We start from the raw sequence: 13,579 nt of genomic DNA on the forward strand, positions 1-13,579 counted from the left end.
CTTTCACATTTCAGCTTCTTTAGCTATAGAATAAACCAACGCCTCGTGAGGCGTTGGTTTATTTGTTATCGTTTCAAATTTATAGATTATTGTATAAAGCCGCATACTGCTGTGCAGATTTGCGCCAGCTGAAATCTTTCTTCTTGATGTTGGACCAAATGGTCTTCCATGCTTCTGGATCATTATAAAGGTTAACTGCTCGTTGAACGGTATACAGCATATCGTGAGCGTTGTAATGCGTAAAGCTGAAGCCTGTTCCTTCCCCAGTCGATTCGTCAAAGGAAGCCACCGTATCTTTAAGTCCACCCGTTTCCCTTACAATCGGTATGGATCTGTAGCGCATTGCGATTAATTGTCCGATACCGCAAGGCTCGAATTCCGAAGGCATCAAGAATAGATCAGAGCTTGCATAAATTTGCCTCGCCAATGGTTCATTAAAGGTAATATTCGCGGATAGCTTGTCCGGATATCGATCAGCAGCCCAGCGGAACAACTGCTCATACCGATGATCTCCGGTCCCTAGAATGACCCATTGCGCTTCTAGTGACAATAAATCTTCTATGACTCTATCTACTAAGGAAAGTCCTTTCTGATCAACCAGACGCGTCACCAATGCGATGAGAGGGATATCCTTGTTCACGGGCAGACCCAGACGCTCCTGCAGCTTCATTTTGTTTTGCTGCTTCTTTACAACCGAATCGCGGTAATTGACCTCCAAGCGCGGGTCGGTCATTGGATCGAACTCTTCATAGTCAATACCGTTTACGATGCCATAAAGCCGATGCTGTTGGCTGCGCAGAAGACCATCCAGGTATTCCCCGAAATAAGGAGTTTGTATCTCTTCTGCATAAGTCGGACTCACTGTTGTGATTATATCCGAGTACAAGAGTCCGCCCTTCATAAAGCTGGCCCCTCCGAATAGCTCCAGTGCATAGCCTCCCAAATGCTCGTCACCTAATGCAAAATAATCTTTGAATTGCTCTTTGCCAAAAACACCTTGATATTTCAAATTATGAATGGTCATAACGGTTTTAATATGCTCGTATTGAGGCTGCCAGCTGAAGTGAGCTCGGTAAAGAACAGGGATCATTCCAGTCTGCCAGTCATGGCAATGAATGACATCCGGGATAAAATCAATATGAGGCAAGGCATCCAGCACAGCACGGCAAAAGAATGCAAATCGTTCTGCATCATCACCGTAACCATAGCAGCCTCTTCTACGGTAATACATTTCATTATCGACGAAATAAAAGGTAATTCCTTCATGAACAAGCTTCAAAATACCGCAGTACAGCTGTCTCCAGCCCATCTGCAAAGTAAAGGAGGCGACGGTTTCCATCTGCTGCGTAAATTGTGCCGGTATGTCCTCATACTTGGGGAGTATAACTCTTACATCCAGTCCTTGCTTGACCAGTTCCTTCGGTAAAGATCCGATAACATCTGCCAAGCCTCCTGTCTTCGCAAAAGGTACTGCTTCCGATGCGGCAAATAACACTTTCATGGCTTCCTACCACTCCTTTTATATTTATGCTTGATTGAGTCATTTTTTTGAATGTGCTCCTATTTGCCGATAGGCGGAACGATTGGAAGATGACTTCGAGGCGAGGTTTTTCCGGACTTATTACCTTAAAATTAATTCAATAAAAGTCCGGAAAACGTGTTTGAAGCTACGAAGTCACTTCCTATTGTGCAGCCGCACAGGCAAATAAGGCTCTTCAAACCTATTACCCAATCAAGCTGGTTCCCTTAAATAACCTTGGTTTTGGAAGCGATAAATGGCGCTTGCTTGTCGCCTGTGAGTACACGGCCTCTGTTAATAAATACATCCTTATCCAGTATGGCGTTCTCTATAATAACATTTTCCTCGATCTCGCAATTTTGAAGGATGATACTATTTTTCACATAGGCACCCTTACGGATTTTAACGCCGCGGAACAAAATACTGTTCTCTACCTTGCCTTCAATTATGCAGCCATTAGCAATCAATGCATTGCGGGCACTGGAGTTTTCCACATATTTAGCCGGCGGCTCGTCTTTAATTTTCGTGTAAATGAGATTCTTTTGAAAGAACAGCTCACGCCATACTTTCGGATTTAACAGCTGCATACTGTGCTTATAGTAGCTTTGAATCGTATTGACTATGCCTGCGTGTCCTTCATGAAGATAACCATAAACGCTCAGCTTATCAATATTTTTCATAATACCGTCACGCACGAGATGATCGTACCCTTGCGCTAAGCAGGACTCAACCATATCAAGCAGAAGCTCTTTGCTCATCACATACATTTCCATTGAAATGTTATCTGTACGCAAACGTCCTGACTGATCCTCCATCACTGTAACTTGACCGCTATCTTTAACAGCTAGACGGCGATATTTAGCGAATTCTTCATCATCTGCATGCTTGTAAACGACCGTGATATCTGCATTCTTCTCCAAGTGATAATCCAGAACTTTATTGAAATCGATATTGCATACGATATGACTGCGGGAAATAACCACATAATCCTCGCGAGCCCGGTAAAAGTAATCACGATGGCTGTAAAATTGGAATAAATCTCCCCGTGACATGCCTGTTGTTTCTTGCAGGATTGCTGGCAAAATAAACATACCGCCACGCTTACGATCCAAATCCCATTCCTTGCCCGAGCCAAGATGATCCATAAGTGAACGGTATTTATGCTGGGTAAAGACAGCGACATTCTCAAAACCGGAATTAACCATATTGGAAAGGGTGAAATCAATCAACCGATATCTTGCGCCGAACGGCACAGATGCTACACAACGCGAATAGGTAAGTTCTTCCAAATAGTCAGGTTCATTCACCAAGTTTATTACGCCCATCATACGCTTCATTTGAACTCACCCTTTCAAGTTGGCCGAGGTAGCCAGACTGATATGCTCATTACCGCCAATTAATATAATATTTTGCTGCCCAGGCTCGCCGATCACACTTCCGTCTTCGACCACGGTTCCTTCGCCGATAATCGATTTGTATATTTTAACGTTATTCCCGATTTTCACATTCGGCATAATAACGGAATCCTTAATCAGGCTTCCTTCCCCAACCTCTACACCATAGAACAATACGGAATGATCCACTTCACCCAATACACTGCAGCCCTCATTAACAAGTGCTCGTCGAATTTGTGCGGTGGGAGCGATATATTGACCAGGTTGGCATGGATTAACCGAATATATGCGCCATTCTCTATCGTTCAGATTGAAGTCAGGCTCATTTTCCAACAAATCCATATTGGCTTCCCATAAGCTTTCAATCGTGCCCACATCTTTCCAATAACCTTGAAAAGGATAAGCCATCATCTTCTTATTTTCACTGAGCATTAATGGAATGATATCTTTACCGAAATCTTTACTTGACTCCGGATTATCTTCATCTTTCGTTAAATATTCTTTAAGAACCTTCCAATTAAAAATATAAATACCCATGGAAGCCAAATTACTTTTGGGCTCCTTCGGTTTCTCCGCGAATTCCGTAATTCTTTCCTCATCATCTGTGCTCATAATTCCGAAACGACTTGCTTCCTCCCATTTGACTCCAATCACAGCTATTGTTGCGTCAGCCCCTCTGCTCTTGTGGAAATCAAGCATGAGATCATAATCCATCTTATAGATGTGATCCCCGGAGATTACAAGTACATACTCTGGATCATATTGCTCAATGAAGGAAACGTTACGGAAAATCGCATTAGCTGTGCCGCTGTACCAATCCCCGCCTTTTTGTTCCATGTAGGGAGGCAACACAGTAACGCCGCCATTCTTGCGGTCGAGATCCCATGGGGCTCCAATGCCAATATATGTATTCAGCACCAGCGGCTGGTATTGCGTAAGCACTCCTACTGTATCGATACCGGAATTCGTGCAATTACTAAGGGTAAAATCAATAATCCTATATTTTCCACCAAAATGTACGGCAGGCTTAGCCAGTTTATTTGTCAGAACTCCTAACCGTCTGCCTTCTCCTCCTGCAAGCAGCATGGCCACACATTCCTTTTTGCGCATCGGCATTAACCCCTTCCTATTCTTTTAGTGTTGTTAAGACGCTGGATCTTGACAGGTTTTAACACTATGGTTGCAAGCGGCGGAATCGTTAGCTGCAAACTATATGGTTGATAATGCCAAGAAACGGTTTGTGTTTTCAACTTTTCGCCATTAAGCTGATCAGAGCCTCCATAGACAGGCAGATCGCTATTAAAACACTCTCTATATTCGCCAGCAAATGGGATACCAATCCGATACTGACTGTGTGTAACAGGGGTGAAATTACATACAATAATCAAAAAATCTTCAGGATCCTTTGACTTTCTCATGAAAGTAACAATACTCTGGTTATTATCGTGGGGATCAATCCATGAAAACCCTTCAGACTGATGGTCCAGCTCCCATAACGATCTCTCTTGTAAATAGAAGTGGTTTAAATCTTTGACATACTGATGCATAGTTCGGTGACTCTCATACTCTAGCATCTCCCAATCGAGATCCTCCAAATCCTTCCATTCATCAAACTGACCAAACTCACTACCCATAAACAGTAGCTTTTTGCCGGGATGGGCCATCATATAACCGTAAAGCACCCGCAAATTTGCGAACTTCTGCCAGTAATCCCCGGGCATTTTATTAAGCAGTGATTTTTTGCCATGCACAACCTCATCGTGTGATAAAGGCAGCACATAATTTTCCGAGAAAGTGTACATGAATGAGAAGGTCAATAAATTGTGGCTGCCTCGTCTGAAATACGGATCCATCTCCATATATTTCAGCATATCGTTCATCCAGCCCATATTCCATTTATAGTTAAAGCCAAGCCCACCTTCATGTACCGGCGATGTAACCATGGGCCAATCGGTTGAATCCTCCGCCATCATTAATGCATGAGGATAGTGAGCAAACACCGTATGGTTCAGCTTCTTTATAAAGGCTATTGCCTCCGGGTTCTCGTCCCCTCCATGCGCATTCTTGATCCATTGATCCTGTGGTTTTCCGAAATTCAAGTACAACAAGCTTGCAACAGCATCGACACGAAGTCCATCAATATGGTACATATCCATCCAAAACAATGCGTTAGAGATAAGGAAGCTAATGACTTCTGGCTTTGAAAAGTCAAAGGCCAGCGTCCCCCATTCTGGCTTCTCCGCATGCCGAGGATCCTTGTGCTCATATAAGGGCTGCCCGTCAAATTGTCTTAAACCATGATCATCCTTCACAAAATGGCCAGGAACCCAATCCATAATGACTGCAATTCCAGCCTGATGGCAGCGATCCACAAAGTACATAAAGTCCTTCGGCGTTCCAAAGCGGCTCGTTACAGAATAATAGCCTGTTGCTTGATAGCCCCAAGATCGATCATAAGGATGCTCCGCCAAGGGCAGCAGCTCTACGTGGGTATATCCCATGCTCGCCACGTAATCAACCAATTCATCGGCAAGCTCGCGGTACGAATAATATTCACCATCGGGCTTCTTTTTCCAGGTTCCCATATGTATCTCGTAGATGTTCATTGGCCTGTTGTAAGAAGAGTTCGAGCTCTTGCCTCTTTCCCACTCCAGATCATTCCATTCGTAGCCTTCCAGTGCGAACACTCGCGAGGCTGTCCCTGGCTTCAATTCTGAATAAAACGCATAAGGATCTGCCTTCAAAACCAATGTTCCATGCTGGGTAAGTATTTCGTACTTGTAAAAATCGCCTTCCCGCACATTAGGAATAAACAAACTCCATACTCCCCAAGTGCTTGCCTTGCTCATTCCATACCCGCTGCTGTTCCAGTTGTTAAAATCACCAATAACCCGTACTTCCCTTGCGTGCGGCGCCCAAACAGCGAACCGAACCCCCAAGGTGCCTTCTAGTTCCGCAAAGTGTGCTCCAAGCACCCGGTAGCTTTGATATAAGCTGCCCTCGTGAAACAAGAATAGATCTTCCGGTCCGGGGAATAAATCCATCATAAATTCATCCATCCCCTTATTGTTTAATTTTTCTGTTTCTTTAAGACAAATACTACATCAGATTGCAAAATCCTCTCTTTTGATCAAATATACTTTCTCTTATAAATCGACAACCAATCAGATTCCCATTATATCCTTTTAACCAAAAAAAGCAGGAGTTTGTCGATTTAAGAGGAATAAGTTATAAGTGCGCTTCTTAGAGCTCATAACCTCAAAAGCGCACGGGATAAAAGAAAGGTGGATAAATCAGCTATGAATGATAAGTTTAAGGGGCTCGTATTGGGTTTGTCGATTGGTGTCTTGATGACCGGATCGATAGCGTATGCCAGCGGGACACAAATAGAAGTATATTTTAAAAACATCAAATATATGTTTGATGGTCAACAGAAAAAACCGGCGGATGATAGCTTTATCTATAACGGGACCACTTATGTTCCACTCCGGTTTGTAAGTGAGGCACTTGGTAAGGAAGTAACATGGGATGGTGATAACGATACCATTTATGTGGGTCGCAAAATCGACCTGAGCAGTACCGTTGGCGTTTATAAAGGCGGACAAGTTACGCTTGGTGAGTTAGAGAAGTATATCAATATTATTCGGTTAATTAATCAGCAGGATGCATCATCGCCAGCTGATGTTAATGCTCAAACTTCAGCACTCAAACAGTTGATTGCCGGCAAAATTTTGACCAGCCGATTAACCAATGAAGATAAGGAAGCTTTGCCCAATGCCGTAGCTAAACAATTTAAAAATATAAAAAGCTATATCCAAGAAATCAGCGGCGGACAAGACTCCAAAGCCTTTCTGGCAACATACAACCTCGTGGAAGAGGATCTGCACACCTATCTTGAGGAAATGGTAGGTACGCAGAAGGCTTTGGGAGCCTCAGCCAAAGCAACTTATGATCAGGAAGTTAAGAACAATAATACGGATTATCTAGCTGCCTCTGTCAGCCACATTCTAATAAGCTTCAAGAATGATCAAGGAGTAGAACGTACAGCAGAAGAAGTAGACAAAAAGGTGAAGGAAGTTCAGACAAAGCTGCAAATCGCTGGTTCAGATTTTGCTGCTGTAGCTAGAGAATACTCGGAAGATCCAGGATCCAAAGCTCAAGGCGGCTTATATGAAAATGCTGCTGTGAGTGATTGGGTGCCTGAATTTAAAAAGGCTACAATTGAGTTACCATTAAAAACAATTAGTGAACCGGTGGAAACTCAATTTGGCTATCATATCATTCGTGTAGAAACACGTGGATACAATCCTTATTTACAAGCTCCGGATAGCATCGTTCGGAACTTAGTTAACAAAGCTTACAAGCAATTTTCAGACAATGAACTGCCGGGCTTAATCGAAAAAATCGAGCTGCCTAAATAAGAAGGTTCAACTAAGAGGCTGGAGGCGACTCCAGTCTTTTTGTGTTGTACAGATAGGATAAACTATAGGCATGACAAACATACTCGTCCCTTAAGGACGACGCGGCCCTTTATCCTTGATAGGGTTGTTTTTGACTGCCTGCAAATCAAATAAATTAGAGTTTACCTAGTAAATGCCTTTACAGCTTTTTTATCGATATAATTTCGTGTACAATAGATAGGATTGTCAAGAATGGATTTTCGGAAACTGATAGAAAGAAGGTAAGGTCATGTTTGCAGCACACGATTGGAAAGATTATGAGGTCATTGATACTGGCGATGGAGAAAAGCTGGAGCGCTGGGGTGATATCATCTTACGCCGGCCGGATCCGCAGATCATTTGGCCGCTAGCCAAAGAGAGCGGATTGTGGAAAAATCCCGATGCCCATTACCATAGAAGCTCCAGCGGCGGGGGCGAATGGGATTATAAGAAACAAATCCCGGAACGCTGGACTATAGCTTACGATAAATTATCGTTTCATATTAAGCCGACCAGCTTTAAGCATACCGGATTATTCCCTGAGCAAGCGGCTAACTGGAGATGGATGATCGATAAAATTCAAGGAGCAGGACGAAAGATCAGAGTCCTGAACCTATTTGCTTACACAGGTGGAGCTTCTGTTGCCTGCGCATATGCTGGAGCTGAGGTATGCCATGTCGATGCATCCAAGGGAGTCGTACAATGGGCCAAGGAGAACGCTCAATTATCCGGCTTGGGAGACCGTCCAATCCGTTTTATTACGGATGATGTATTTAAGTTCGTTCAGCGTGAACAGCGCCGGGGCAGCCAATACGATGCCATCATTATGGACCCTCCCTCCTATGGTCGCGGCCCGAACGGTGAAACCTGGAAGCTTGAAACGAACCTGTTTCCGTTTGTAGAATCATGTATGCAAATCATGTCCGACCGACCGTTGTTCTTCCTGATCAACTCGTATACGACGGGTATATCTGCAACTGTATTGAAAAATATTTTGGCCCTATCGCTCGGCAACAAATATGGCGGCAATATTACCTGCGGAGAAATTGGACTGCCAATTACGACCTCAAAGCTAATGCTGCCGTGTGGCATCCTTGGGCGCTGGGAGGCGTAACCAATGGCGCAAGCCTCTCTGCCCTCCATCCCTGTTCTATACGAGGACAATCATGTCATAGTGGTCGTCAAACCGGTGAACGTGCCGACACAGGAGGATGATTCCCATGATCCTGATCTGCTCACGATGATCAAGCAGGATCTCAAACGCCGGCATAACAAGCCGGGCAACGTCTATTTGGGATTGGTTCACCGATTAGATCGGCCAGTCGGCGGCGTCATGGTTTTCGCCAAAACCTCTAAGGCGGCTTCCCGTCTCTCTGATTCAGTGCGGACACGTACTATTCGCAAGCATTACACGGCGGTCATCAACGGAACGCCTAAGCAATCACAAGGCACATTAACCCATTATCTGCTTAAGGATGCTAAGACCAATATGGTATCCGTTGTACCTCCGGGCAAGCCTGGTGCCAAAGAGGCCATATTGGATTACCGGTTGGCCGATCATATGGACGGGCTCTCGCTTGTCGAGATCGAGCTGCATACCGGCAGATCGCACCAAATTCGTGTGCAATTCTCAGCAATCGGCTGTCCATTGGTTGGAGATCAGCGCTATGGAGCGCATCTGACCAAGCCGGGTCAGCAGATCGCTTTATGGGCAACTGAGCTTAGCTTCGAGCATCCGGTTACAAAAGAGACGCTGAGCTTCACCTCAGCGCCCCCTATTGCATTCCCTTGGAACTTGTGGAACGGCCGCTAATAGGCGGCCGTTTTTTTCTATTCAACGGCTCAACCTTGGATAATCGCATTCACGGAAGCTCTTCCGCGTGTACCATTGGCCCGAAGCTATTCATAATTGTAGGGTACATGTGCAAGAATGTTGATAAGCTTGCCAAATGGGTCGCGAACATAGAATCGCCGTACCCCCCAAGGCTCATCAACCGGGCCATATTCTATCGAAAACCCCGCGCTTTTCATGCGTTCAAATGCAACATCAACATCATCGACTTCAATCGATAGATCCGGTGTAGGTGTGTCTGAGCCTCCTTGTGAGGCGAAACTAATTTGGATGCTCATCTCCTTGTGCGAGCCGTAAGTTGCGATCCATCCGTGATCCATCCATACATCGAGACCAAGCACGTCCTGGTAAAAGCGTTTAGCTGCCATGATATCCTCCGTATGTATATTGGAAACGATTCGTTTGACCTTCATTTCTAACCTCCATTCTTAAACATGTTCTATATGTTTTACCTAACAATTCTGGTGATTTATGATCTAATTTAAAACTACTTAATTTAAAACAACTTAATTTACAACTACTTAATCTATAACATTGCTTATTATTTTATACCATTATTATAGTACAACACGACTAGTTGCTTAACAAACACCCAACCTTACTTAAAGGAAAAATTTCACTCCATGTCTGAGACAGTTTGATAATAAGGATAGCGATGACGCTGCTATGTGTGCCTTGAAGGATTGAAGCGGAACTATGAGTTCCTTTATCCAATCTGCTGGCTCCAATTTGAGGCTATAGCGGAAGCCGGAATTCCTTTATTTTCAACTACGAAGAGCACAACGCACAAAAACAGAGAGATAAAGGAAATTGCTGTTCCCTTATCTCTCTGTTTTTGTATTTTCTAGACGTTAGAGGAACAAGGACTTCCGCTATAACCTCACACCGTGAATGCAGCACTATACCGTCGAACGCAGCTGCTCATCCTTGGTGAACCACAGCTTGTAGCTGATCATGCTTAGAACTATACTTGACAGTGCTGCAGCTGCAATAATCGTAAATACGATAAGCACCTGATATCGCACAGCTTCAACCGGATTGGCGCCTGCTACAATCATCCCCGTCATCATTCCTGGCAGCTGTACAAGGCCCATTGTCTTCATCCCATCAATAGTTGGGATCATGCTAGCCTTCACTGAGCGTTTTAACGATTCCTGAATAGCCTGACGCGTTGTCGCTCCGAGTGAAAGCAAGGTCTCGATCTGTCCCCTCGAAGTTTGCATCTCACGCTTCATCTGGTTCAAGTATAATCCGGAAACAACCATAGAGTTACCAATGATAATCCCGCTCACAGGTATGATATATTGCGGCGTAGGCTCAATGATACCCAGTGTCAGCAGCAATCCCATAGTCAACCCTTCCGTAATCGCGATGGCCAGAATGATTCGCCAACGTATGCCAGCAACTCCTTTTGCCCGATGACTTGCGTTCCAAGCAGCAATGATAATCATGGCGCATAAAATTATTATTAAAAGTGCTGGATGATTAGCGTTAAAAACAAACTGCAGCAAATAACCGACTAGCAACAGTTGAACTGCCGAACGAATCGTCCCAATTATAATATCCTTTTCTAACCCAAGCTTCTGCCACATGGACACGAAAATCGTGATAACGATAAAAACAAGCGTAAAGCCTAACGCAAGATTGGACATCATTATTTAGCTTCCTCCCGCGTGATTTGCAAAAACTGCTGGGCTACTGCAGATTGCGGGTTTGCAAAAAAATCAACTGTATCATTTTGCTCCAGCAATGTTTGTTCCCCCATGAACCAAATACGATCGCTTGTTTGACGAGCTTGCTCCAAATCATGGGTTACCCATATAATCGTGCCTTCTTCCTTACTTTGCCAGCCCAATAGCATCTCTTCGACTGCTTGCTTACTTTGCAGATCAAGAGAAGCTGTGATCTCATCCAATAGCAGCACTTCCGGCCTTAATAGCATCGAACGCACCAAAGCTACCCTTTGTTTCTCACCGCCGGATAGATCGGCTGCTTGTTTCTTCCAATCCATATTACCAAGTCCTACTTTAGCCATTAGCTCTGTTGCCGATTTACTATCAAACGGCTGATGATGTATAAAGCTTGCTGCGCGCAGATTATCCTCCACACTTCCTGTAAGCATAACCGACAGCTGCGCCACATAGCTGACCTTCATTCTCCAGTCCTGGGGACGCCAAGCCGTTGAAAGCCGTCCACGATACCGGACCGTCCCTGTGTCTGCACTATCCAGCATGCCGAGAATGCGCAGCAATGTGCTTTTCCCTTGCCCGGATACTCCTAGCACTGCGATTATGGAAGGCTCCGTAATTGTACTAGTAATCCCCTCAAACAAAGTCCTCTGTTTTTCTTGAAAAATGGATTTCTGCAAGCAATCCAGCTCTAGAATCGCGATCTCACTCACTGATTTCCCCCCTATTAAAAAAACTCCCATTAAATCGTCGTGTACGATTATACCTCACTTTTACAAGTTTGGCTTTTGAAATCATACACGGGTTTACGGTCGCTACACCAGCATCCATCTCTAATTGCTGACACCTTTACTGGTTGGACATAGAGGCTCTTTCAGCAGCATCAACGGTATGCTTGAGCAATGTGGCAATAGTTACAGGTCCGACACCTGCGGGTACCGGTGTAATAGCACTTGCATTTCGCATGCAAGCATCATAATCCACATCACCAATGTTCCCTTTGTTGTAACCGGCATCCATCACAACGGCTCCTGGTTTAATCCAATCACCTTGAACAAATTTAGGTCTGCCCACTGCCGCAACAACTATATCTGCTGACTTTACAATCTGATCCAGCTGCTGTGTTTTGGAATGGCATATAGTTACGGTAGCATTCCGGTTCAATAACATAAGCGATACTGGTTTGCCTAGAATCGGACTTCGACCGATAACTACAGCATGCCTACCTTCAATGGATATGTTATAAGCATCTAATATCGCAATAATCGCCGCTGGCGTGCAGGATGGAAAAGCACCAAATCCAAAGGCCGTCTGAGCGAAGCCCATAGTAGTCACACCGTCTACATCTTTTTCGATGCTTATTGTGTCGAAGGCTGCTCTTTCATCAATATGTGAAGGAACCGGATGCTGCAATAAAATGCCATGCACTAAGGGATCCTTATTGAGCTGCTGAATAACCTCAACCAATTCTGACGTTGTTGTCTCCTTGGCGAGCTGAATCCGCTTGGAGACAATCCCGATCCGCCTGCATGCATTTCCTTTCATTCTCACATAAGTATCAGATGCAGGATCATCCCCTACCATGACTGTCGCCAAACAAGCTGTAATCCCTTGACCTGCCAGTCGTCCTATCCTTGCCTTCAATTGTTCCTTGATGGTATCTGCTACTTGAGCTCCGTCTAATATAAGGCTATTTGTTGTCATACTCTCCCAACCCTTCAACTTAATTAAGAACAGAAAAAGGCAAGGGATATGCTCCCTTACCTTTGCCCAGGCGTACGGCCTTGTACCCTATGTGCTCCCTCATGGTTCCCCATGTCCGCCAGTCACACACAGCTTTCTTTGTCAAAAACAATTGTAACTCATTCTGGAAAAATAGCAACCCTCAAAAACTATTATGCATTCGCAACCTTGCCTAGCAAATAGACCAGCAGCTGTTGATTATGTGAAGAGATCCGGCTTAAGTAGCTTTGCAGAAACCGTTCACGAATTTGCATTCCGCGTTCGCACTCCGCTCTTCCCTTCTCAGAGACCTGCACCCATACGATCCGGCGATCCTTCTCATCCCGCTCCCGCGTAATGAGACTCGCCTTTTCCATCCGATCCAACAATGTGGTAATCGCAGCTGGTGTCGTTGCAAGAAATTCAATAAAATCTGAAGGCTTCATTCGATCTCGATTCAGAAGCAACTCTAAGACCGTCAGCTGCCCTTCGGTCAAGGACGGGGCAAGCTCCGCATCCATATGGGTGTGAAGATCCTTAGACAGCTTCCACCATAGTTTTGCAAATTCTTGGGTTACCACAGATTATCACTCCTGTTTTCAACTCCAAAATTTTTCCTCGTTTGTTATTTTTATTATATCATTACCTTTCTTCGGTTGAAAGGTTAATATCATAAATACTTTAAGACATTAATCGATAAATATCAGGAACATTAGACTCGTTTCAACATATAATGCAGCATAGGTATTTGACTAGAGGCGGGGCTTGTCATTTCGTGTAAGGAGTGATTTAAAGATGGAAGAATGGAAACAGGTTATTGGTGAACAGGCTTTACAATCCGGCATAATAAATGACCCACAATGGCTCGACCGATTAGATGAATCGATGCCAGTGTGGGCCGTATTAAAATTATTTTTGGAATTTATCGAAAAGCACGATGCTCATTACAATAGCTATGATTAAAT

At 44.3% G+C, this 13,579-nt stretch carries 13 protein-coding genes and 1 riboswitch; of the genes, 4 read left to right on the top strand and 9 right to left on the bottom strand.

Going from position 1 to position 13,579, the window contains the following annotated elements:
* Nucleotides 1–79: 79 nt before the first annotated feature.
* The 4 genes from glgA to glgB form a co-directional block, all read right to left on the bottom strand.
* Complete coding sequence (gene glgA, locus GC093_RS28375; protein ID WP_171655293.1) at nucleotides 80–1,501, bottom strand: glycogen synthase GlgA; 1,422 nt, start codon at nucleotides 1,499–1,501, stop codon at nucleotides 80–82.
* 245 nt (nucleotides 1,502–1,746) lie between these two features.
* Nucleotides 1,747–2,847, bottom strand: a complete 1,101-nt coding sequence (gene glgD, locus GC093_RS28380; RefSeq protein WP_216624885.1) for a glucose-1-phosphate adenylyltransferase subunit GlgD — start codon at nucleotides 2,845–2,847, stop codon at nucleotides 1,747–1,749.
* 15 nt (nucleotides 2,848–2,862) lie between these two features.
* Nucleotides 2,863–4,023 (bottom strand): glucose-1-phosphate adenylyltransferase, encoded by a 1,161-nt coding sequence (locus GC093_RS28385; protein ID WP_171655295.1) that lies wholly within the window; start codon nucleotides 4,021–4,023, stop codon nucleotides 2,863–2,865.
* Between the two features lie 5 nt (nucleotides 4,024–4,028).
* Nucleotides 4,029–5,960, bottom strand: coding sequence for a 1,4-alpha-glucan branching protein GlgB (gene glgB, locus GC093_RS28390; RefSeq protein ID WP_171655296.1), 1,932 nt, complete (start codon nucleotides 5,958–5,960; stop codon nucleotides 4,029–4,031).
* Between the two features lie 252 nt (nucleotides 5,961–6,212).
* On the opposite strand from glgB, the gene GC093_RS28395 reads away from it, so the two are divergent.
* From GC093_RS28395 to GC093_RS28405, 3 genes are all read left to right on the top strand, one after another.
* A complete protein-coding gene (locus GC093_RS28395; RefSeq protein ID WP_171655297.1) occupies nucleotides 6,213–7,334 on the top strand; it encodes a peptidylprolyl isomerase in 1,122 nt (373 codons plus the stop codon).
* Nucleotides 7,335–7,602: 268 nt separating this feature from the next.
* Nucleotides 7,603–8,466 (top strand): class I SAM-dependent methyltransferase, encoded by an 864-nt coding sequence (locus GC093_RS28400; protein ID WP_171655298.1) that lies wholly within the window; start codon nucleotides 7,603–7,605, stop codon nucleotides 8,464–8,466.
* 3 nt (nucleotides 8,467–8,469) lie between these two features.
* Nucleotides 8,470–9,165, top strand: a complete 696-nt coding sequence (locus GC093_RS28405) for an RluA family pseudouridine synthase (RefSeq protein ID WP_171655299.1) — start codon at nucleotides 8,470–8,472, stop codon at nucleotides 9,163–9,165.
* Between the two features lie 86 nt (nucleotides 9,166–9,251).
* Here the strand turns inward: GC093_RS28405 and GC093_RS28410 are convergent, their stop codons facing one another.
* From GC093_RS28410 to GC093_RS28430, 5 genes are all read right to left on the bottom strand, one after another.
* Nucleotides 9,252–9,617, bottom strand: coding sequence for a VOC family protein (locus GC093_RS28410; protein WP_171655300.1), 366 nt, complete (start codon nucleotides 9,615–9,617; stop codon nucleotides 9,252–9,254).
* A 486-nt stretch (nucleotides 9,618–10,103) separates the two neighbouring features.
* Nucleotides 10,104–10,856, bottom strand: a complete 753-nt coding sequence (locus tag GC093_RS28415) for an ABC transporter permease (RefSeq protein ID WP_171655328.1) — start codon at nucleotides 10,854–10,856, stop codon at nucleotides 10,104–10,106.
* Between the two features lie 2 nt (nucleotides 10,857–10,858).
* Nucleotides 10,859–11,605 (bottom strand): ABC transporter ATP-binding protein, encoded by a 747-nt coding sequence (locus GC093_RS28420; RefSeq protein WP_312886624.1) that lies wholly within the window; start codon nucleotides 11,603–11,605, stop codon nucleotides 10,859–10,861.
* Nucleotides 11,606–11,741: 136 nt separating this feature from the next.
* A complete protein-coding gene (locus tag GC093_RS28425) occupies nucleotides 11,742–12,596 on the bottom strand; it encodes a bifunctional 5,10-methylenetetrahydrofolate dehydrogenase/5,10-methenyltetrahydrofolate cyclohydrolase (protein ID WP_171655302.1) in 855 nt (284 codons plus the stop codon).
* Nucleotides 12,597–12,653: 57 nt separating this feature from the next.
* Nucleotides 12,654–12,732: riboswitch (ZMP/ZTP riboswitch) on the bottom strand.
* A gap of 55 nt (nucleotides 12,733–12,787) precedes the next feature.
* The gene (locus GC093_RS28430; RefSeq protein ID WP_171655303.1) at nucleotides 12,788–13,195 is read right to left on the bottom strand and encodes a MarR family winged helix-turn-helix transcriptional regulator; all 408 of its coding nucleotides are present in this window, start codon (nucleotides 13,193–13,195) and stop codon (nucleotides 12,788–12,790) included.
* 214 nt (nucleotides 13,196–13,409) lie between these two features.
* On the opposite strand from GC093_RS28430, the gene GC093_RS28435 reads away from it, so the two are divergent.
* Entirely contained in the window at nucleotides 13,410–13,577 is a 168-nt protein-coding gene (locus GC093_RS28435; RefSeq protein WP_171655304.1) for a hypothetical protein, read from the top strand.
* The last annotated feature ends 2 nt before the right edge of the window (nucleotides 13,578–13,579 follow it).

It is taken from the genome of Paenibacillus foliorum (assembly GCF_013141765.1).
Taxonomy (GTDB): Bacteria; Bacillota; Bacilli; order Paenibacillales; family NBRC-103111; genus Paenibacillus_S; species Paenibacillus_S foliorum.

Excerpts from the sequence above, each read along its gene's own strand:
- glgA (WP_171655293.1), bottom strand. The coding sequence starts at position 1,501 with ATGAAAGTGTTATTTGCCGCATCGGAAGCAGTACCTTTTGCGAAGACA.
- glgD (WP_216624885.1), bottom strand. The coding sequence starts at position 2,847 with ATGATGGGCGTAATAAACTTGGTGAATGAACCTGACTATTTGGAAGAA.
- GC093_RS28385 (WP_171655295.1), bottom strand. The coding sequence starts at position 4,023 with ATGCGCAAAAAGGAATGTGTGGCCATGCTGCTTGCAGGAGGAGAAGGC.
- glgB (WP_171655296.1), bottom strand. The coding sequence starts at position 5,960 with ATGATGGATTTATTCCCCGGACCGGAAGATCTATTCTTGTTTCACGAG.
- GC093_RS28395 (WP_171655297.1), top strand. The coding sequence starts at position 6,213 with ATGAATGATAAGTTTAAGGGGCTCGTATTGGGTTTGTCGATTGGTGTC.
- GC093_RS28400 (WP_171655298.1), top strand. The coding sequence starts at position 7,603 with ATGTTTGCAGCACACGATTGGAAAGATTATGAGGTCATTGATACTGGC.
- GC093_RS28405 (WP_171655299.1), top strand. The coding sequence starts at position 8,470 with ATGGCGCAAGCCTCTCTGCCCTCCATCCCTGTTCTATACGAGGACAAT.
- GC093_RS28410 (WP_171655300.1), bottom strand. The coding sequence starts at position 9,617 with ATGAAGGTCAAACGAATCGTTTCCAATATACATACGGAGGATATCATG.
- GC093_RS28415 (WP_171655328.1), bottom strand. The coding sequence starts at position 10,856 with ATGTCCAATCTTGCGTTAGGCTTTACGCTTGTTTTTATCGTTATCACG.
- GC093_RS28425 (WP_171655302.1), bottom strand. The coding sequence starts at position 12,596 with ATGACAACAAATAGCCTTATATTAGACGGAGCTCAAGTAGCAGATACC.
- GC093_RS28435 (WP_171655304.1), top strand. The coding sequence starts at position 13,410 with ATGGAAGAATGGAAACAGGTTATTGGTGAACAGGCTTTACAATCCGGC.